Annotated in this window: 19 protein-coding genes, 1 tRNA gene and 2 pseudogenes; 13 read left to right on the top strand and 9 right to left on the bottom strand. The window is 58.8% G+C overall.

Annotated features, from left to right (window positions below; translation table 11 throughout):
• Window positions 1–6: 6 nt before the first annotated feature.
• Window positions 7–102: transfer RNA gene (locus tag V3W27_RS04110), tRNA-Sec, on the top strand.
• A gap of 196 nt (window positions 103–298) precedes the next feature.
• On the opposite strand, the gene V3W27_RS04105 is transcribed toward V3W27_RS04110, so the two are convergent.
• Window positions 299–1,591 (bottom strand): OprD family porin, encoded by a 1,293-nt coding sequence (locus V3W27_RS04105; protein ID WP_330205987.1) that lies wholly within the window; start codon window positions 1,589–1,591, stop codon window positions 299–301.
• 200 nt (window positions 1,592–1,791) lie between these two features.
• The gene (locus V3W27_RS04100; RefSeq protein WP_330205986.1) at window positions 1,792–3,174 is read right to left on the bottom strand and encodes an aspartate aminotransferase family protein; all 1,383 of its coding nucleotides are present in this window, start codon (window positions 3,172–3,174) and stop codon (window positions 1,792–1,794) included.
• Window positions 3,175–3,333: 159 nt separating this feature from the next.
• On the opposite strand from V3W27_RS04100, the gene V3W27_RS04095 reads away from it, so the two are divergent.
• Entirely contained in the window at window positions 3,334–3,939 is a 606-nt protein-coding gene (locus V3W27_RS04095; protein ID WP_330205985.1) for a TetR/AcrR family transcriptional regulator, read from the top strand.
• Between the two features lie 99 nt (window positions 3,940–4,038).
• On the opposite strand, the gene V3W27_RS04090 is transcribed toward V3W27_RS04095, so the two are convergent.
• Together V3W27_RS04090 and V3W27_RS04085 are read right to left on the bottom strand one after the other, a co-directional pair.
• A complete protein-coding gene (locus tag V3W27_RS04090; RefSeq protein ID WP_330205984.1) occupies window positions 4,039–4,710 on the bottom strand; it encodes a DUF3313 domain-containing protein in 672 nt (223 codons plus the stop codon).
• A 35-nt stretch (window positions 4,711–4,745) separates the two neighbouring features.
• Window positions 4,746–5,069, bottom strand: coding sequence for a hypothetical protein (locus V3W27_RS04085; RefSeq protein WP_097089845.1), 324 nt, complete (start codon window positions 5,067–5,069; stop codon window positions 4,746–4,748).
• Between the two features lie 165 nt (window positions 5,070–5,234).
• On the opposite strand from V3W27_RS04085, the gene V3W27_RS04080 reads away from it, so the two are divergent.
• The 6 genes from V3W27_RS04080 to V3W27_RS04055 all read left to right on the top strand — a co-directional run bounded on the left by V3W27_RS04080 (window position 5,235) and on the right by V3W27_RS04055 (window position 11,839).
• Entirely contained in the window at window positions 5,235–5,945 is a 711-nt protein-coding gene (locus tag V3W27_RS04080; protein WP_027614282.1) for a response regulator, read from the top strand.
• On the top strand, window positions 5,942–7,270 hold the full coding sequence (locus V3W27_RS04075) for an ATP-binding protein (protein ID WP_330205983.1): 1,329 nt from the start codon (window positions 5,942–5,944) through the stop codon (window positions 7,268–7,270). Before V3W27_RS04080 ends, V3W27_RS04075 begins: the two co-directional genes overlap by 4 nt.
• A gap of 62 nt (window positions 7,271–7,332) precedes the next feature.
• A complete protein-coding gene (locus V3W27_RS04070; protein WP_330205982.1) occupies window positions 7,333–8,517 on the top strand; it encodes a DUF2252 family protein in 1,185 nt (394 codons plus the stop codon).
• A 93-nt stretch (window positions 8,518–8,610) separates the two neighbouring features.
• On the top strand, window positions 8,611–9,900 hold the full coding sequence (locus V3W27_RS04065) for an NAD(P)/FAD-dependent oxidoreductase (protein ID WP_330205981.1): 1,290 nt from the start codon (window positions 8,611–8,613) through the stop codon (window positions 9,898–9,900).
• 13 nt (window positions 9,901–9,913) lie between these two features.
• Window positions 9,914–10,471: a helix-turn-helix domain-containing protein gene (locus V3W27_RS04060; RefSeq protein ID WP_027614278.1), complete on the top strand. Its 558-nt coding sequence runs from the start codon at window positions 9,914–9,916 to the stop codon at window positions 10,469–10,471.
• 21 nt (window positions 10,472–10,492) lie between these two features.
• The gene (locus V3W27_RS04055; RefSeq protein WP_330205980.1) at window positions 10,493–11,839 is read left to right on the top strand and encodes a glutamine synthetase family protein; all 1,347 of its coding nucleotides are present in this window, start codon (window positions 10,493–10,495) and stop codon (window positions 11,837–11,839) included.
• 351 nt (window positions 11,840–12,190) lie between these two features.
• Here the strand turns inward: V3W27_RS04055 and V3W27_RS04050 are convergent, their stop codons facing one another.
• Together V3W27_RS04050 and V3W27_RS04045 are read right to left on the bottom strand one after the other, a co-directional pair.
• Window positions 12,191–12,805: a PA1136 family autoinducer-binding transcriptional regulator gene (locus tag V3W27_RS04050; protein ID WP_330205979.1), complete on the bottom strand. Its 615-nt coding sequence runs from the start codon at window positions 12,803–12,805 to the stop codon at window positions 12,191–12,193.
• A pseudogene (locus V3W27_RS04045) lies at window positions 12,801–12,938 on the bottom strand (FAD-dependent oxidoreductase); the annotation flags it as partial. The gene V3W27_RS04050 and the pseudogene V3W27_RS04045, both read right to left, overlap by 5 nt.
• A gap of 508 nt (window positions 12,939–13,446) precedes the next feature.
• On the opposite strand from V3W27_RS04045, the gene V3W27_RS04035 reads away from it, so the two are divergent.
• From V3W27_RS04035 to V3W27_RS04020, 4 genes are all read left to right on the top strand, one after another.
• Window positions 13,447–13,989 (top strand): redoxin domain-containing protein, encoded by a 543-nt coding sequence (locus V3W27_RS04035; RefSeq protein ID WP_007967055.1) that lies wholly within the window; start codon window positions 13,447–13,449, stop codon window positions 13,987–13,989.
• A gap of 11 nt (window positions 13,990–14,000) precedes the next feature.
• Complete coding sequence (locus tag V3W27_RS04030; protein ID WP_007967054.1) at window positions 14,001–14,540, top strand: DsbA family protein; 540 nt, start codon at window positions 14,001–14,003, stop codon at window positions 14,538–14,540.
• A gap of 98 nt (window positions 14,541–14,638) precedes the next feature.
• Complete coding sequence (locus tag V3W27_RS04025; protein WP_330205978.1) at window positions 14,639–15,739, top strand: low temperature requirement protein A; 1,101 nt, start codon at window positions 14,639–14,641, stop codon at window positions 15,737–15,739.
• Window positions 15,740–15,965: 226 nt separating this feature from the next.
• Window positions 15,966–16,268, top strand: coding sequence for a putative quinol monooxygenase (locus tag V3W27_RS04020; protein WP_330205977.1), 303 nt, complete (start codon window positions 15,966–15,968; stop codon window positions 16,266–16,268).
• 89 nt (window positions 16,269–16,357) lie between these two features.
• Here the strand turns inward: V3W27_RS04020 and V3W27_RS04015 are convergent, their stop codons facing one another.
• The 3 genes and pseudogenes from V3W27_RS04015 to V3W27_RS04005 all read right to left on the bottom strand — a co-directional run bounded on the left by V3W27_RS04015 (window position 16,358) and on the right by V3W27_RS04005 (window position 19,363).
• Window positions 16,358–17,341, bottom strand: coding sequence for an LLM class oxidoreductase (locus tag V3W27_RS04015; protein WP_330205976.1), 984 nt, complete (start codon window positions 17,339–17,341; stop codon window positions 16,358–16,360).
• A gap of 485 nt (window positions 17,342–17,826) precedes the next feature.
• Window positions 17,827–18,256 (bottom strand): annotated as a pseudogene (locus V3W27_RS04010) (bleomycin resistance protein).
• A gap of 189 nt (window positions 18,257–18,445) precedes the next feature.
• A complete protein-coding gene (locus tag V3W27_RS04005) occupies window positions 18,446–19,363 on the bottom strand; it encodes a LysR family transcriptional regulator (RefSeq protein WP_330205975.1) in 918 nt (305 codons plus the stop codon).
• 179 nt (window positions 19,364–19,542) lie between these two features.
• Here V3W27_RS04005 and V3W27_RS04000 point away from each other — a divergent pair, with 179 nt between their 5' ends.
• The gene (locus tag V3W27_RS04000; protein ID WP_247267465.1) at window positions 19,543–20,190 is read left to right on the top strand and encodes a hydrolase; all 648 of its coding nucleotides are present in this window, start codon (window positions 19,543–19,545) and stop codon (window positions 20,188–20,190) included.
• Window positions 20,191–20,192 lie beyond the last annotated feature (2 nt).

Genomic DNA, 20,192 nt, shown 5'->3' with positions numbered 1-20,192 from the left:
TTCAAAGGAAGGCAATCGCGCCCGGTGGCGCGGCCGGGCTTCAAACCCGGTTGGGGACGGCATCCGTTCCCGGGCAGGTTCGACTCCGGCTGCCTTCCGCCAATTACGCAGTATTCCAAACCTCACCCAATCCCCCCTGTGGGAGCGGGCTTGCTCGCGAATGCGGTAAGTCATTCAACGTCTATGTCGACTGATCCGCCGCTTTCGTGAGCAGGCTCGCTCCCACAGGGGATTGGTTTTCCAGTCGATGGATTCGTAGGGCGACATCGGGCCTGAGGCTGGGTTTAATCACGAGCTATCAAAAAACCAGCGGGTACTGAATCACCACGTAAATCCGGTCGATATCATCCCCGGCCTGCGCCTCGTTGGCCCGGTGCGATACATGTGAAAGCTGCACCGACAGGTCCTTCGCCGCACCCGATTGCACGATGTATTTCAGATCGATATCCCGTTCCCAATGCTTGCCGCCAGCGCCTTGCTGCGGTTGATAGTCGCCAGTCTGGGCATCGAACGGGTTGAACGCGCCGCCCTTGGGCGCGTGGGTGCCATCGATGTGGCTGCCGGAGACGTAGCGGGTCATGAAGGTCAGGCCAGGGATGCCGAAGGCGCCGAGGTCAAGGTCGTAGCGTGCTTGCCAGGAGCGTTCGCCGGCGCCGTTGAAGTCGGCGTATTTGATCGAGTTGGCGAGGTAGATCGAGTCACCGCCCACGAAATCGAACGGTGTGTCGCCATTGATGCGTTGCCAGCCGAGCATGACCGCGTGCGGACCGAAACTGTACTTGCCGGACAGGCTGAACGCGGTGTTGTCGATCGCGCCGGCCAGCGCCCGACCGGTATCGCGGGTGTGGTAGAGGTTGGCGTCAAGCAGCAGGCCGGACTGTTTGAAGTGCAGATTGGCGTAGTACTGATGCCAGGTGTCAGTCAGATCCGAGGCGTAAAGCGATCCACCCACCGGACTGTCACCGAACAGATCGGCGCCGAGAAAACTGATTCCGCCAGCCTCGGTAGTGGCGCCGTAACCGGAAAAGTCGCCGCGCCCTGAGGAACTGTCCTGATTCTTGAATGCGGTGAAGTGTCCGGCCGTGAAGTTAACGTTGTCGATTTCACGACTGTTCACTAGCAAGCCTGTGGCGTATTCCGGTTGCAGGCGTTTGTCTGAGGTGTCGAACACCGGCGTTTCCACGGTCATCTCGCCGAACGCGAGGGTGGTGCGCGAAGCTTTCAGTTTGAACGCGCCGCCAGCGCTGGAATAGTTCGGTTCACTACGACCATTGCTGTCGACCGGCAACAGACCCGTGCCGGAATGTCCTTTGCCGCCATCGAGTTTCAGGCCGAGAAAGGCGTGGGCATCGATGCCGAACCCGACAGTGCCCGGCGTGTAGCCAGAGGTGAACGTGCCGATAAAGCCCTGGGCCCATTCCTGTTTATAGTTTTTGCCGGAGGGAGAGGGCGAGCGGTAGTCGTTGCTCAGGAAGAAGTTGCGGCTGAGCACTTCGGTTCTGGCGTCGTCGAAGAAGTCATTGGCCAAAGCACTGTCGCTCGCTGCGCAAAGCAGTGCAAACAATGCAAAGCGTGGTGTTGAGGGAGCCATCGTGAGGGACCGACAATCAGGGAAGGTCTGCTGATGATGGGCAGGATCAACCGGGCTGGATTGAGCCGATGTGCTGAGTTCAAGGCATACCTGATTTCCTTGTAGGCCTTCGCCTGCTCGCGATAGCGGTCGATCAGTTTAGATCGATGTTAATGACACACCGCTATCGCGAGCAGGCTCACTCCTACAAGGGGTATGCGTTACAGCACGCCGTATTCGCGAGCCGTGCGATCCACGGCGATTCGTGTTTTGTCGACCAATTCATCCAGCTCCGCCCGCGTGGCGATCAGCGCCGGGGCCATGATCATCCGGCCCAGCGTCGAGCGAATGATCAGGCCTTCCTCAAAACCAATGGTGCGGCAGCGCCAGGCGATGTCGTTCTCGTTGGCGAAACGCTTGCGGGTGGCTTTGTCTTCGGCGAACTGCAATGCCGCCACCAGTCCGACGCCCTGAACCTCACCCACCAGCGGGTGGTTGCCGAACACTTCGTGCAGGCAGTTCTGCAGGTACGGGCCGGTGTCGGTTTTCACTTGAGTGACCACGCCTTCATCGCGCAACGCCTTGAGGTTGGCAATCGCCACCGCAGCCGCCACCGGGTGCCCGGAATAGGTCAGGCCGTGAGCGAACACGCCGCCTTTTTCCACCAGCGCCTCGGCCATACGTCGCGACAGGATCAGCCCGCCCATGGGGATGTAGCCGGAGGTCAGGCCTTTGGCGATCGACAGGGTGTCCGGTTCAAAACCGAAGGCCTGGTGCGCGAACCATTCGCCGGTGCGGCCGAAACCGCCGATGACTTCGTCGGCGCACAGCAGCACATCGTATTTGCGGCAGATGCGCTGGATTTCCGGCCAATAGGTGGCGGGCGGAATGATCATGCCGCCGGCACCCTGAAACGGTTCGGCAACGAACGCGGCAACCTTGTCGGCGCCCAGTTCGAGGATCTTGTCTTCCAGTTGCCGTGCGGCGCGCAGGCCGAATTCTTCCGGGCTGAGGTTGCCTTCGTGGGCGAACCAGTACGGCTCGTCGATGTGCGCCACGTCAGGGATGGTGCCGCCCATTTCGTGCATGAATTTCATGCCGCCCAGCGCCGTCGCAGCCAGGGTCGAGCCGTGGTAGCCGTTCCACCGGCCAATCATGATTTTCTTCTCGGGCTGGCCCATCACCTGCCAGAACTTGCGCACCGTGCGGATCAACACCTCGTTGGCTTCGGAGCCGGAGTTGGTGTAGATCGCGTGGCTGTAGTGCTGGGGCAGCAGGCTGAACAACAGCTCGGAGAGCTCGATCACCTGCGGGTGTGTGGTGTGGAAGAACATGTTGTAGTAGGGCAGTTGTTGCAGCTGCGCCGTGGCGGCAGCGGCCAGGTCCTTGCGCCCGTAACCGAGGTTGGTGCACCACAGGCCGGACATGCCGTCCAGATACCGATTGCCGTCGTTGTCCCACAGCGCCAGGCGATCACCGCTGACCATCACGCGTGGGCCTTCCTCGTTGAGAGCCTTTTGATCGACGAACGCGTGAATGTGGTGGGCGGCGTCGGCGGCCTGGTAATCGCGGGTGCTGCGGGTCGGATCGAATTCGGCGGGCATGGCGGTTCTCCAGAGCAATGGGGCAAGTGGGTGCGCGTTCATTCCAGCGGTGCACGGCTAATATTTGTCACTTAAAAATATTTTTGTAAAGAAAATATTTGTCGATGAAAAAATAAATCCGTAGGCTGACGCCGATCAGCAAGACAGGACATCAGCACCATGAGCGGGCTCAGAGAACGGCAAAAGGAACAGCGCAGGGAAGTCATCGCGCAGGCAGCGCTGGAACTGTTCATCAGCAACGGCTTCGGCGCGACCACGCTGGAGCAGATCGCCAATCAGGCCGGGGTCTCGGCGCCGACGGTGGTCAATTATTTCGGCGGCAAACAGGAGATTCTGCTGGCCTTGCTCAAGCAGCCGGACGAGCAGGCGATGCGCGAGGCGCGGGCCAATCTGGATGACGACAGCGATCCGCTGGAGGCGTTGTGCGAGTTCGAAGGCTTGATGACCGACTACCAACTGCAAGCCATGCCGGCCTCGCTGTGGCGTGAATTGGCACCGTTTCTACTGACCGGTGAGTTGGCGCTGGCGTTGAGCCCGTGGAATGCGGCGGTGATCGAAGAGACCAAGGCGCTGCTCGGGCATTTTCAAGCGCAGGGCAAGGTGCGGGCGACGGTAGATCTGGACGTGGCGGCGACGTTGTTCAACCAGTACGCGAATATGGCGTTTATTCGGCTGGCCACCCAGGAAGTACCGGATCGGACTGCGCATGCCTCGCACATGCGCGGGGTGTTGCAGCTGTTGTGTCACGGCATGCTGGAGGGGTGAGCCGGGGTCACTGGCCTTGAGGCCTCATGACTTGCTTTGTCTAGGCACCGGCTCTTCATTGGCCTGGTCAATCAACCGCCCGCCGCTGCTTGCGCTGCGTCACCTGCGAATCGCCGCGTACGACTTGCCCAGATCACTCGCCCAACCATCCAGCACGCCTTTGACGTCATCGGCGGTCAGCACCTGTTGGTCGTTTTCCAGCGGCAGCCCGATGCCCTTGCGCACGACTTCGGCGACCACTTCGCCGGTTGAGCCGTCTTCGAACGAGACTTCGGTGGTGATTTCACTGTCCTGGTCGCGGATGCCGGTGGCGGTGCTCACGCCGGCGGCAACCAAGGTCACCGGGAGCCATTCATAAAAGCGCAGGCCCTGGGTGCTGGCGGCGACGCGGGTGATCGCCGGTCTGATGGTCAGGGTGTTCGGCCCGGGTTGCGGCACCAGGCGCATGACCTTGCCCAGTTCCAGCCTGAGCGCGGCGTCGTAGTAGTCGTTGACGCCGGACAGCGTGCTCAGCGGGATCCGCTCGGTCGGCGCGGCGCTGGGGTAGAACTGGCTGGGCGCCAGATAGGCCTGGGTGTAACGCCCCCGCGCCAGCGCCGGGCTGACCCAACCCAGCACCGTCTGCCCAGATGGCGACTGGCGCTCGCTGAGCACGCTGTAATCGTGCAGGAATCCCGTGTACTTCTGCGGTTCGACGGTTTTGTTGCTGCAGGCCGACAGGCTCAGGGACGCCGTACACAGCACCGACATCAAGCAATGGCTTCTGATCATGCGAATCCTTGTTTTGGGCTGTTGCCCCGCGTCGTTCAAGCGCGGGCAGTGATTGGGGAGGAGAGCGGCGGGGTGTTGTCCGAGCATTCGATGTGCAGCTGGCCGTGGCTCATGATCCATTGGATCAGGTCGGCGGTCGGAATCGAATGCACGTACTCGACCCATTGCGAATCGCCGGGGCCGTACTGCTCGAAATAGCGGCGCAGGACGATACGGCTTTGATCATCTGACAGGCCCAGGCAGAACTCCTGGAACAACAGCGGCGTATCCTGCTCGGGCGCGCTGGTGCGCTGGCTGAGAATCAACGGATAGCGGGCGTCGTGGCCCTCGGCGGTATAACGGTTGTGCAATGCGCTCATTGAAAGCCCCCCGGTTGTCGATGGCGTGCAGGGTGCCTGAGGGTTTTTGCCGCAGAATGTCCGCTTGATGTCCGGGACGACGGAATGTTGCTCGATTGAAATATATGACCCGCCCGCCAGAATAGTTTTAGATGCGTTCTTTTTTGGCCTGAGGATCCTGTGCCCGTGAGCAGACTGCTGATCGTCGACGATGACGTGGAAATTCTCGCCCTGCTGAAGAAGTTCTTCGTCCAGCACGCCTACGAGGTCGATGTCGCTGCCGACGGCGCAGCGATGTGGGCGGCAATTGCGCAGCAGCGCCCGGACACGATCATTCTCGACCTGATGCTGCCCGGCGAGGGTGGCCTGAGCCTGTGCCAGAAAGTGCGCGCGCAGATGGGCATTCCGATCATCATGCTGACCGCCATGGGCGAATTGAGCGACCGGATTGTCGGCCTCGAACTGGGCGCCGACGACTATGTCACCAAACCGTTCGCCCCACGTGAACTGCTGGCCCGCCTGCGCGCCGTGCAGCGTCGCGCCGGTGAGCAGGTCAGCCCTGCGAGTGAACCTTCGCGGCCGGTGATCGCCTTCGCCGGTTGGCATCTGGACATCACCTGTCGCGAGCTGCGCTCCCCGGAAAACGTGATGATTCCGCTGTCCGGTGGCGAGTTCGATCTGCTGGTGGTGTTTCTCGAACACCCGCAGCGCATTCTTACCCGCGAACAATTGATCGACCTGTCTCGTGGTCAGGGCCACGACGCCTTCGATCGCAGCATCGACGTGCAGGTCAGCCGCTTGCGGCGCAAGATCGAGCCGGACAGTAAGCGCCCGGACCTGATCCGCACCGTGCGCAACGGCGGTTATATGTTCACCGCCAAGGTCACTCGTTCATGATCCATCGATTCCTGCGCCGTGATCCGCTGAGTCGGCGGATCGCGCTGACCATCGTCGCGGCCATGCTCGCGTCGCTGGCACTCAATTTCCTGTTCGTGGAGGTGGCCGGGACCTGGGCGCGGCCACCGATTGAACGTACCGGGTTGCTGGAGCAGATTGCCGCGACCGTCAAAGTGATCGAGGCCGCACCAGCGCCTTTACGTCCGAAACTGGCGCACGCGGCAACCGGCCCGACGCAGGAGGTGACGTGGAGTGCGCAACGCGACGAACTCGGATTGCCAGCGGGTGGTACGCAGCTCATCGCCAACAAGACGTCGGGGTTGCATCAGTTGTTGGGCGATGAGCGAGACATTCGGGTGTTCAATCCCGCTGACTGGCCGAGCGGCAGTCCGTTGGCGCGCTATGCGGCGCTGATTCAACTGCCGGATTCCAGTTGGCTGTTGTTCTCTTCGCCCGAGCGCTCCTGGGGCCTGGACATCGGCACGCGCATCGCGATCATCATCGCTCTGGGCCTGATTGCCACCGTGCTGGTGGCCTGGCTGGCCACGCAGCAACTGGCCAAACCGCTGCAACGCTTTGCCAGCGCCGCCCGGCGTTTTGGCGGTGATCTGCGTGCGCCGCCGATCAAAGTCGAAGGCCCCGACGAGATCCGCCAGGCGATCATCGCCTTCAACACCATGCAGGCGCAGATTCAGCACTACATCAGCGAACGCACGCACATGCTTGCGTCGATTTCCCACGACTTGCGCGCACCGCTGACCCGGATGCGCCTGCGCAGCGAGTTCATGGAAGACTTTGATCATCAGGGCAAACTGATCCGCGACATCGAAGAAATGCAGTCGATGATCAACGCGGCACTGGCGTTCTTTCGGGAAGACACTCAGCCGGAGCAAAGCACCGCGTTCGACCTCTCGGAATTGCTGCAGACGATCATCGACGACTACCGCGACCAGAACATTGCCATCGATTTCCACGGCCCGGCGCATCTGGTCTACGAGGGCCGGCCGCTGGGGATCAAACGGGTGATCGTCAATCTGCTGGAAAACGCCGAAAAGTACGCGCAGCAGCCGGCAATCGCCCTGAGCAGCGACGGTTACAGCGTGTGCATCGACGTCAGTGACAACGGGCCGGGGATTCCCGAAGCGTCGTTGCAGCGGGTGTTCGACCCGTTTTTCCGCCTGGAAACCTCGCGCAACCGGGATACCGGTGGTGTCGGGCTCGGGCTGTCGGCGGCGCGGGCCATCGTGCGCGAGCAGGGCGGGGAACTGACATTGAGCAATCGCAGCAGCGGTGGTTTGCTGGCGCGGGTTGAGTTGCCTTTGTAATACTTTGAAACATTTGCGAGCGACCGGCGGTCAACAGGACACATTCTCTGCAAGAAGCGTCCATGAAAACCCCACGGCCCTCCGCACGTCTTGAACCGCTGTCGCAACTGCGCAATCTGAAAATGGCCCGCTCCGCCCACGCCTATGTCCGTGGCAGTACGGTGCAGTTTTATGAGTGGCTGCACAGCCAGCCCGGGCGCAGCCTGCCGAAAGGGCCGCCGGTGTGGATCTGTGGCGATTGTCATGCCGGCAATCTCGGGCCGACCGGCGATCTGAAGGGGCGCATCGACATCCACATCCGCGACCTCGACCAAACCGTTATCGGCAACCCCGCGCATGATCTGGTACGCCTGGCGCTGTCCTTGGCCACCGCCGCCCGAGGTTCGGACCTGCCCGGCGTCGCCACCGCCCGCATGCTTGAAGAGATGATGCGCGGCTATGAACAAGCATTCGAAGACGACGTCGACAAAGAGCCGCCAAGACCTGCGCAAGTCAAGGCCGGCATGCGCAGCGCGGTGCAGCGCACCTGGAAGCATCTGGCCCAGGAGCGCATCGAGAGCACCAAACCAACTATTCCGCTGGGCAAGCATTTCTGGTCGCTGTCACGGGAAGAACGCAGTGCGCTGAAGACCCTTTGCGCCACGCCAGACCTGCACACGCTGGTGACCTCATTGAAGGGCCGCAACAAGGACGACCGGGTGAAAATGCTCGACTCGGCCTATTGGGTCAAAGGCTGCAGCTCGCTGGGACTCAAGCGTTATGCGGTGCTACTCGGTGTGGGCGAGGGCGATGATCAGGAATATTGCCTGCTGGATATCAAGGAAGCGATTGCCGCCGCCGCACCTCGGGTGGCGCGAGCCGCGATGCCGCGCGACAACGGCAAACGTGTGGTTGAAGGCGCGCGTTTTCTCTCGCCGGGCCTGGGCAATCGGATGATCGCCACACGGGTGCTCGACCATGGCTTCTTCATCCGCGAACTGCTGCCTCAAGACATGAAACTGGAGCTGGATCAGTTGAGCCAGACCGACGCGATGCTCGCCGCCGGCTATCTGGCCCGCGTCGTGGGGCTGGCCCATGCCCGGCAGATGGACATGAGCACCCGGGCTTCATGGATGCGTGAACTGCAGGCGTGTCGCTCGAAGACGCTGGATGCACCGTCGTGGCTGTGGTCCAGTGTTGTGCAGTTGGTTGGCAGCCATGAGAAAGGTTATCTGGAGCATTGCCGGCGTTATGCGCTGGAGCATTGATCTGTGTGAGTGAAACAGTTGTCGGTTGCCGATATGAAATTTGTTCTGTAGATTTTCATGAAATTATAAGAAATAAATTTCATGAGGCGCCGAATGTTTCAGCAATCCCAGCAGCATGTCGCCAGTTATTACGCCCACAGTTGCGCCGATATTCTCAGCACACGACCGGCACTGGAAGGTGCGCACGACACCGAGGTGGTGATCATCGGGGCCGGTTTCAGTGGGCTGCACACCGCGTTGCGTCTGGCCTTGGCCGGCAAGCGCGTCACCGTACTCGAAGCCAGTCGCGTGGCGTGGGCCGCGTCGGGACGCAATGGCGGGCAGGCGATTTTGGGCTGGTCGTGCGACATGCCGCCACTGGAGGCTGCGCTTGGATATGAGCGCGCCAGGCGTCTGTGGGATGGCATGCGTTGGGCTGCGCAGGAGCTGCGTGAATTGCCCGGGCGGCATGGTTTCGATTGCGACTATCGCCCGGGCCATTTGTGGACGTCGGTGATGCCGCGTCGGGTCAGCCTGCTGACTGAGTGGCAACACGAAGCCAGTCACAAGTGGGGCCACGACGGTCTGCAGTTCATTCCTCGTGAAGACTTGCCGCGGTGGGTCGCCAGCGATCGTTATCAGGCGGGGCTCTTTGACGCCGAAGGCGCACACCTCAATCCGCTGAAACTCGCCCTCGGGCTGGCCGCCGCCATCGAGCGGGCCGGCGGGCGTATTCATGAGCAAAGCAAAGCGTTGAGTTATCAGCAGGAGGGCAGCGGTTTCCGGGTCAATACCGAGCGCGGTGCGGTGAAGGCCGACGTGCTGGTGTTGGCCTGCAACGCCTATCTCGATGAGCTCGACCCGCAACTCTCCAGCTGCATCCTGCCGGTCGGCACTTATCAAGTCGCCACCGCGCCGCTGACACCGGAGCAAGCCACCGCGCTGCTGCCGAGTAACGTCTGCGTGACCGACAACCAGTTTGTTCTCGATTACTTCCGTCGCACGCCGGACAACCGCTTGTTGTTCGGCGGTGGCTGCACCTATCTGGGCGGCATGCCCAAGGACATTGCGGCGGCGACTCGGCCGTTTCTCGAACGCGTGTTTCCGCAGCTTAAAGGTGTAGAGGTGGAATTCGCTTGGGGCGGGCATATCGATCTGACCATGAACCGTACGCCGGATGTCGGCGGCGAGGGCAATCGTTATTGGCTTCAGGGTTATTCGGGGCACGGCGTGTTGCCGACGCTGGCCGCCGCCCGTGCGGTGTCCGATGCGATTCTCGGGAAGGACGATGAGTTGGCGTTGTACCAGGGCCTGAGCAATGGCCGTTTCCCCGGCGGCAAGCACTTCGCCGCACCGCTGGAGGCCATCGGCAAGGCCTGGTATCGGCTGCGCGACAGCATTTGATGAGATTTTGATCATGAACAAGCAAGAAGAAATCGCCGCGCTGGCGATCCTGATCCACGACCTGCGCAAGCACAAGAAATACACCCTCAAAGAGCTGGCCGACAAGATCGGCCGTTCGGTGGGTTTTCTCTCGCAGGTCGAACGTGGGCTGTCGCGCCCGACCGTGGCCGACCTCACCGCGATCAGCGAAACCCTCGGCGTGCCGACCACCTATTTCTACAGCCTGCCCAAAGCCAAACAAGTGCCGTGGGTCACCCGTCCGGACGAACGACGCACGCTGTATTACGCCAACGGCATCACCGACATTCTGGTGTCACCGCAGATGCGCGCCTCGTTCTCGATGCTCGAAAGTCATCTGGAACCCGGCGCAAGCAGTGGCGACCGCCACATGAGCGACAGCTCGGAGCAGGGCGGTTATGTGCTCGAAGGCGAACTGACCTTGTGGCTGGGCAACGACGACGAGCCGGTCACCTTGAGGGCCGGAGACAGCTTTCAATTCGACAGTCACACCCATTGCCGTTACGGCAATCTCACCGGGCAGCTCACCCGCGTGCTGTGGGTCTACACCTGATAACAACAAAGGATGAACACGATGGACGCTGTCTGCTCTGATCTGCTCGCCGAAGTGCGGGCGTTTCGCCAACGTTACCCCGAGGTGCGTTATGTCGACCTGATTTCCCTGGACATTCCGGGGCATTTTTACGGCAAGCGTTATCCGGTGGACATGCTCGAAAAAGTCGCGGCGGGCAGCGCACTGAAGCTGCCGCAGAACTGCGTGTTGCTGGGCGTGCAGGGCGGTCTGTTCAAGATTGGCGATTACTGTTTCAACGACGGCGACCCGGACGCCGTGCGCCGCTTGGTGCCCGGCACACTCAAGCCCGTGACTTGGGAAGCACAACCGCTGGGGCAGATGCTGATTACCTCCGACGGCACCGCCAAACCGATCGAATTCGAACCCCGCGAAGTGCTGGCGAAGGTACTGGATCGATTGGCGGGCAAAGGCATTCACCCGGTGGTGGCCTTCGAACTGGAGTTCTATCTGTTCGACAAAAAACTGCGCGACGGCCTGCCACAATTCCCTCGCGACGAGCTGACCGACGACGCCGATGATCAGCCGAACATGCACATCGAGCGTCTGTCGCGCTTCGCCCCAGTGCTCGACGAAATGGTGGAAGCAACGCGAGCTCAGGGCATCGACGCCACGGTGATCACCGCCGAACTGGGACCGGGGCAGTTCGAAATCAATTTCGGCCATCTGGACGACGGCTTGCGCGCTGCGGACTGGGCGGCGCTGTTCTGTCGTAGCACCCGCGGGGTGGCGCTCAAGCACGGCTACCGCGCCAGTTTCATGGCCAAGCCGTACGTGGAGCATCCGGGCAGCGGCATGCACGTGCATGTCAGCCTGTATGACGCCGCTGGCAATAACCTGCTGGCCGCCAATCACCAGCAAGCACTGCGCCATGCGGTGGCCGGTTGCCTGGATCTGCTGCCGCACAGCATGCCGATCTTCGCCCCGAACCAGAACGCCATGCGCCGCCTGAGTGGCACGGTGAACACTGCGACCCAGGCGAGCTGGGGTTACGAGGATCGCGACGCCTGCCTGCGCATTCCCGAATCGGACACGAAAAACCTGCGCATCGAATACCGACTGGCCGGCGCCGACGCCAACCCGTATCTGGTGCTGGCGGCGATTCTGGTGGGCCTGGAACATGGTCTGGAAACCGGCAAGGAGCCGATCCCGCCCCTTAACGACGATCGCAACAGCGGCATCGCTTTCCCGACGGAAATCCTCGACGCGGTGCGCGCCTTGCAGCATCAGCCACAACTGCGTGCGGGATTGGGGGCCGAGTTTGTCGACGTGTATTGCGAGAACAAGCGTCAGGATCACCTGGCATTCATGCAGGAGATCAGTGCGCGGGAGTATCGCTGGTATTTGTGATCACTGGTTCAGCGCCACACTTGAGTCAGGTGCAGCGGCCGCGATGACCGGATGGAATTCAGTACCGGTGAACTCCATCGCTCATCAAAATTGATGATCGAGCCACGAGGTATTTTGAACACCGGGCGTGAGGATGGCGGAAGAACGGCTTCGAATGACGTCTGGAGATAATCCAACGCCATCCCTTGAAATGTCTGCGCTGAGTTGGAAATAGTTGACTTTGGCTGGCAGCTATCGGCCAGAAGCAGGCGGTCGGGAGTGGCTTCTTGCGGCCAACAGTGGACACTCAGATCAGTTGATGAGGAAATTACTCGGAAGTCCAAACCGTCTAGCACTCGTCTTGCCGCGTCCTTACCCATCGATCTCGCCGTTACGAATGGCCATCCTGATGGCTTGTGCTGTCGTTGTCACGCCCAGACGTCGGCGTGCTGAGCGCAGGTGATTTTCAACTGTACGCTCCGACAAACCGAGAGTCGCTGCAATATCCGCTTGCCGTCTTCCGGCAGCCGTCCATTCCATGACTTCGCGCTCTCGCGGGGAAAGGGTTCTTAACGCTTCGTCCAATGGCGCCTCAAGCAACCGCCGAGCCGCGAAAAAAGCGGCCGTCGCAACCAGGCTGAGTCCCAAGCGCACCCGCGCGCTCCCATCCACCGGCTCCCCCCCCAAGCTCATTGCGCCCTCAAGCCCCTGTGGACCAAAAACTGGCACCTGCAACCCCTGAATTCCTGGTCCACCTGGAGAACGAATCATCCGGTAACGCTCTTCTCCCTTAACCTGCTCTTTCTGCCAAAAGAAGGATTGCCGAGCATTCAAAAGGTGACGAGTCACCGGACAATGTCGAACGTAAGTCTCGGCATCCACCGCTTGGCCGTTATCGAACCAATCGCCTTCGACCCAGTAGATATGCTCAACCACTTCCTCACTTGCCGTCGATGCAGAAAACAGCACGAATCGATCAACCTCCAATCACTCCCGACGCGATACCTTCAGCCTCAACCAAGGTGATATCTGCGCCTTTATCAGCCAAGTGATACGCCAGCGAAGCGCCCACGATGCCGGCACTAATGACAACGACTCGTTTGCCCAGAGCATTTCCCATATCAACCTTCATTCTGTCGACCTGGAGGCGGTTCATTGTCTGCCTCTGGTCGATTTCTGCTTGTCGTAACGGGCAGCAGTTGTCGTCCAGAAAGCAGATGTAGATTTGTCTGAAGTGGCGAAAAAGCTGCCAAAATCATCGTGTTAAAACGCCGCCTGAAATGGCAACAAGATAAGCGCGTGAGTGTTGTTGGCACGTGAGGGTATCGAAAATTCGTTCAGCGACTACGGTAAGCGTCATCAACGACTATAGTCATTGGTGAGCCAGAGCGAATCCGACCATTCCCCTGCCAACATGGCCTAATCCAATTCCGCGATTACACGGCGGATCTTCTCGTGTTCCTTAATGCGGAACGTCAACGTTTCGCTGCCGAAATCACTCAGGCTCAGGCTGAGTTCGAGGCAGCGTTGTCTTTTTTGAACCCCTTGATGGTGGATGGAGTTATCCCGCCGGGCACGTCGCATCCCACTGAGCACGTCCCAACCACCCATCTATCAAGGTTCAAGCAATGAATACTTTAGAGTTCGATGATGCACAAAAAACCAATGGCGACCTGGTTCAGGGTCCGCTGCCGGCCGGCACTGTCGCTCCCGACTTCACTCTTCACGCGACCCCTGATCAACAGTTGTCGCTGCGTGAGCTAAAGGGAAATCCCGTGATATTGGCGTTTTATCCCGCTGACTGGACTTCGGTGTGTGGTGACCAACTGACCTTGTACAACCAGTTGTTACCCACCTTCAGAGAATACGGTGCGGTGCTATTGGGTATCTCGGTTGACAGCGCCTGGTGTCATCAGGCCTTTGCCAAAGATCGAAATTTCCACTTCAGCCTGCTGGCCGATTTCGAGCCCAAAGGCGCGGTGGCACGACAGTATGGAGCGTACGAGTCCCAGCTCGGAGTTTGTAAGAGGGCACTGTTCGTGATTGACAAGGAGGGGGTGGTCGCCTGGAGCTACATCTCACCAATGGCAATCAACCCTGGGGCGGACGGCATTCTGGATGCGCTGGATGCTCTGGCGAATTCACCACAAAGCACGCCAACCAAAAATTAACAGGTGATTACATGGCCACTCTCAAAGTCCCGGTAAGTGCCAACGACCATCGCCAGGGAAGTGCGCATGCCAAGGTCACCTTGGTGGAATTTGGTGACTATGAATGTCCCTATTGCGGTGAAGCGTATTGGATGGTCAAGAATCTGCAACAGCATTTTCGCGATGATTTGCTGTTCGTGTTCCGTAACTTTCCTCTGACCACCGCTCACCCGCATGCGCTGGGTGCAGCGGTCACCGCGGAGCATGCCGGTAGTCGAGGGTTCTTCTGGGAGGCCCACGACGAATTGTACGAAAATCAGGATCGATTGGGCCTGCCGCTGTATCGCGCCATTGTTCTAAAACACGGCCTTTCCAGCGAGGAACTCGACGTTGCCATGCGAGAGGACACTTACATCCCCAAAATACAATCCGACTTCAATGGCGGTGTACGCAGCGGCGTGAACGGTACTCCGGCGTTTTACTTTGACGGGCTTCGCTATGACGGGGTCCCAGAGTTCAACGAGATGAGTCAGATGATTGAGCTTCTGTTAGTGCGCGGACGAAATCGCTAGATTGCGACATCGGCCTGGCATCACCCACACCAGAGCCGAGGGCAAACCAGCGTTAGCTTCCTTCTACATTAAAGAGGTGTACACGGAGCCGACAGCTAATGAAATCTTTGAAGTATTATGAAAAAAATCGACACGCCACATGGTTGGAGTTGTTTTTCGACCTGACTTTCGTTGTGACGATAGGCCAGGTTACGCATACTCTCGGACATGTTCATGAAGGCCACTTTGAACATAAGCAATTATGGATATTCTTGCTGCTTTTTGTACCGTTGTGGTGGATCTGGTCCAGTCACACGATTTACTCCAACAGGTTTGATACAGACAGCAATCTTCACCGTTTGGCAACATTATTCATAATGCTCCTGCTCATTGTGCTATCAGCACGGATCGGGGAAGATCTGGAAGTAAACTACCCGCTTATTATTGTCTGCTATTTTGGCATACGTGCCATCATCAGCATCATGTACATTTCGTCCATAAGTAAATTCGATTCTCGCGGCGAGCTCTCCTCTAGGCTCGGCTTCGCCCTGTTAATTAGCGCAGTCATTAGTCTCTCATCGGTTATTTTTGACCCGCCCTTGCGTTACCTAGTTGCTTATATTGGGATTGTTCTTGATATTCTGTTTCCTGTATTTTTCTGGACTAAACTAAAGCCGTTGCCAGCACACACAGAACACTTGGTTGAGCGCATAGGCCTACTCACCCTAATCTTATTGGGGGAGTCAATTATTAGCCTTTCCGGAGGCTTATCTAACATTCAATGGGGTTATTACAATGTGATGGCGGCCATCACCGGATTCATCATGATTTGCAGTATCTGGTGGATCTATTTTGATAGCTTTTACCTGCTGAGCAAAAATCACAGCAGTATGAGTGGGCACGCCTTGATCTACTCGCACCTTTTTCTTTTTATGGGGCTGGCACTCCTGGCAAATTTGATCAGGCATGCGATCCTGAATGACATTGCGATGCGCGATTTCCAGATCATGTCGATCATCGGCATGGCATTGTTTTTCCTGGGGAAGCAATATGGCTATTTCATAGCCGTGAGTCGAATAAGGAAATACATACTGCAAAACACCTTGATCGTGCTTTCTTTAGGTGGGTTAGTTATATTTCTACCGCGTGTCGAGTACATATTGGTCGGCCTGACAGTAACCATGATCTGTTATGTTCTCCTGAATTTCAGATATCGTTGAGTCTTTATTATCAGGCCACAGCTCGGGAAAAGTGATCAAGCGGCTGGTCTGCGGCTTGCACGTTGCCCACTACGTCATTCTCAGTGTCCGAGCGACATGCGACGCTACCCTTGGTCTCTTTGGGTTTGTAATCCTGGTGTCGTCGACCATAGTTAATTGCCGGATGCCCCTTTTAGCTATTGCGACCAGATAGCACCAGCCGCACCGTAACAACAGGAGCCACGTCATGGTCAAAGTAGCGTTGTTCGTTCGTCTGGAAGCAAAACCTGGGAAAGAGAATGAGGTGGAGCGCTTTCTCTTGAGCGGCCTTCCTTTAGTGGAGGACGAGCCAGCCACTACAGCCTGGTTTGGAATCCGCTTGGGGCCGTCCACCTTTGGCATCTTTGACGCATTCCCGGATGAAGCGGGCCGGCAGGCTCATCTTTCGGGCAAGGTCGCGGCGGCGCTTATGGCAAACGCTGCCGAGCTGTTTGCCGAACCGCCATCAATCGAGAAGGTTGACGTCCTTGCGGCCAAGCTGCCCGGTTAAGCAAATCCAACAGGAAGTTCCATTCAGTTCGGGGAGGCTCACGATGGCTTCGTCAAGTGAGCATCCGTCGGCGTAGCAGTGACCGATATTCAATGCGCTGCCGGACGCGGCTGCACTCCGAACTGCGCAACGATGTGCGTACCCAATTCCTCAATAACCTCCGCCGCAGGACGCTGGCCATATTTGAGATTGAGAATGACGTGGTCCACGCCGATTTCCTCAAGCGACTCCAGCAAAAACCGTAGATGGTAACGTCCAAGTTTGAACCCCAAATGGATACGTGTGGGTGGCGTGGACGGATTCTCATCGAGATCGATGTACAGCGACTGAGTAAAGGGCTTGTACACAGAGCCACATTGCCTGGTGACCTCCAGCCGCCAATCTTCCACGACCAGCCGCTGCATGTTCGGAATGCGTGGATAGTTGATCCATCCGTTGCTCTCACGCGCGATCCAATCCAGTGACTGGCGACTGTTGCCGGTCACGAGCATTGGAATGAATTGGGTGGTGGGTTTCGGAATAAGGTCTGCGCCGTGCATTTCGCCAGTGCTCCAGTGGATGGGCTCAAAGCTGGTGCTGTGGGCTTGCCGAATCACTTCGTAGTGTTCTCGAAAGATTTCTCCACGCCTTTCGGGATCGACACCAAAAGCCGAAAACTCCACCGGCCGATCTCCCGAAGCCACCCCCAGAATCAAGCGACCTGTGCTCAACTGATCGACGCTGGCTGACGCCTTGGCCGTGTGCAGGGGATGGTGCAAAGGGATGGCAATGGAAGCGGTGCCAAGCGCAATCTCCGAGGTATGGGCAGCCATATAGCCCAGGTACACCCAGGGGTCGAAGACTTGGCCGACATCGCCGAAGCCAGGGTCGCGAAGCGGCACGTCGCGAAACCAGAGCGCGCAGAAGCCCAGCGCCTCGGCTTGTTTAGCCAGTGTGACCTGGTTGAGCATGCTCGGAGTGTCCCCGTCGAACGCCTCCATGGGAAAGAATAATCCAAGGCTCAAATGCCCCTGAGTGAAGGTTCGGCTAAACCCTAGATGCTGCTGGTAAGGAATCGTGCTCGGCCGATACATACGGATTGACCTCATGGCAGAACGTGAACAGCGCCCCCGTTTCCAGAGGTGCTGCGGCATCGGTCGCTTTTGAACGACAGGTGGGGGGACTGGGTCTGGCTTTTACCCGTTGCGCCGTACTGCTGGTCGTGTGGACCGGATTCAGGGGACAGTTGCTGGCTATAGGCGCGGGTCGGTCCGGGTGGGTGTTAAGTGGACGGTCAAAGGAAGTCAGATCTCTCGGCTCTATACCACCAGATGGACAAGGTGTTCGAGGAATCATTCTATAAGCGTAGGCGGTTTTGCAGCTCTCCGCCATATTCTTACAATCGAGCCGCTGTCGGGCGAAAGTCGCGTATCGAAGGCAGTTATCGGTCGTTTCCTGGCATTCCACAACGGCCGCTATTAGGCAACAGCGGTCGCTTGCCGATGCCCGCTTCTGGCCGATTGCTGCCTGTCGTGAAGGGCTGCACCGGCCCGAAGCTGACGGACGGCTTGGCTCGGTTTCAGAACGGGCAAGCCGGTTTCTCACCCAACCGCTCTACCAACCTTACGAGATAACCGTCGGGATCCTGGACGATGAATTCACGCTGGCCTATTTCTACATTGTCAGCCCGATACCAAGTGTCTTTGCATTCTCGATAGAGTGGACATCCAGACTCATCAAGTTTCTGGATGATGGGTGCGACAGCCTCAACGTCAATCTGTAAGTTGATGCCTCTTCCAAACGGCTTGGCCAACGGCGCAGTGAGCCATTGACCCGCGTCGGAATCAATCTGCTCAAGCATTACTTGAGCACCATTCAAATCAAGATATGCAAATCCATCTTCCGGGCGTTGATAAGCGACTTTGAACCCCAGACGAAAACCCAGAATGCCAGGCTGCTATCCAGGTTGGTGACCATTAACTCCGGAACAGTTTGTTACGTTCGAACATGAGATGACTTCCGTTTCAAATGGCTCGTTTTGCGGACGGGCAGGTTCTGCACTGATGGCTTCGATACCACGACGGGATCCTGGCGATGATGCACGCTCGGTTGGGAATTATCGAGTCGCGTTGACCGGACGCTGCCCGACGCGAACGGCGGATAAAGATGAATGTCTGTCTCTTTCGTTTAGCCCAACCTCACACCAGCGCATCATCCTGATGTGACAGCGGCTGCACCGCCAGGTGTGGCGTTTCGCCGAAGAACTCGATCAGCAGTTCAGTGAGCACACGAATTTTGCGTGCAGGGTGCGGACCCGGCGGGCGGATGATGTAGGCACCGGCCGGAGGGGGAGGATGGTTTGTCATGATCGGCACCAGTGCGCCGGATGCCACGTGTTCATGGGTGAGGCAGTCGGGCAGGTAGGCGACACCCAGGCCTGCGGTCGCGGCGGCGACCAGGGCGATGCCGTTGTCGGCCTTGAAGCGGCCTTGCGGACGAACCGTGATGACGTTGTCGCCATCCATGAATTGCCAGGCTTCGGTGCCCTGCATGAGCGCCTGATGGGCAAGCAGTTCATCCGGAGTCTCGGGCGCGCCGTGCGCGTTGATGTAGGCGGGGCTCGCGACGAGCTTGCCGTAGACCGGGCCAATCCGTCTGGCGATCAGATTGGAGTCCTGCATATAGCCAACCCGGATGGCGCAATCGTACCCCTCGGCAATGAGGTCAACGAAGCGATCGCTGTAACAGGTCTGGATGTGCAGCTGCGGATGCCGACGCGCCATTTCCGCCAGCATCGGGGCGAAGTGACTCTGGCCGAACGACAGCGGCACGGCCACGCGCAAGCGGCCGCGGAGGGCGCCGGCGGGCAGGATCGTTTCCTTGGCGATGTCGATCTCGGTGCAAACCCTGGCGGCGTAGTCCCGGAACGTCGCACCGGCCTCGGTAAGCGCCGCCCCGCGCGTGGAGCGTGCCAGCAGTTGCACACCCAATTCGGTTTCAAGCCGAGCCAGGCGGCGGCTGACGATCGATTTCGACACGCCAAGCCGCAGGGCTGCCTGCGAAATGCCCCCGGCATCAGCCACTTCCACGAAGGTCTGCAGTTCTTCGATATCCACGCTTGCGTTCCTCTTTTCGCGACACAGCACGTCGCGCAATGCTACTACTGCGTCAAACATGGGAACAGCACAATGGATTTTCCGGGCATGGCGTCATTCGCACGTGTCTCGGAACCCATCACCCGCACAGGCTCCGGCCTGATTCACAAACGTGCGTCACCCATGAAAAGGATTTACCAATGGCAAGCGAGACTCTCCGCAACCCCCATACCGATCAGCTACTGACCCCGGAAAACTCGGCGTTGATCATCATCGATTATCAACCTGTTCAGGTTTCTTCGATCCGCTCGATGCCGCGTGATGAACTCGTCTTCAACATAACCAGCGTCGCGAAGGCGGCGGTCAACTACAACCTTCCGATCATCCACTCTACAGTCAATGTCGCGACCGGCCGCAACAAGCCGCCGATTCAGGAGCTGCAAAAGGTGCTCGGCCATCTGCCGACCTATGACCGCACATCGATAAACAGTTGGGAGGACACGCAATTCAAGCAGGCAGTCAAGGCGCTCGGGCGCAAGAAGCTGATCATGACTGCACTCTGGACCGAAGCGTGCCTGACATTCCCGGTGCTCGACGCGATCCAGGAAGGTTATGACGTTTATGTGCCTGTCGATGCGGTCGGCGGCACATCGCTCGCCGCGCACGAGGCGGCGTTGCGCAGAATGGAACAGGCGGGCGCGAAGCTCATCAGTCGGGTGCAAATGTACTGCGAACTACAGCGCGACTGGGCGCGGGAAGTGACCGTGCCGGGCTTTCTGGGCGTATTCGAGAACTTCGACGGGTTCAACGCTGAAAAAGCGCTGGAAGAGGCGAACAAGCAGGCTTGATT

Origin of the sequence: Pseudomonas sp. AM14(2022), assembly GCF_036346455.1 — a bacterium.
GTDB lineage: Bacteria > Pseudomonadota > Gammaproteobacteria > Pseudomonadales > Pseudomonadaceae > Aquipseudomonas > Aquipseudomonas putida_A.
This window is presented reverse-complemented; position numbering and strand designations above follow the sequence as displayed.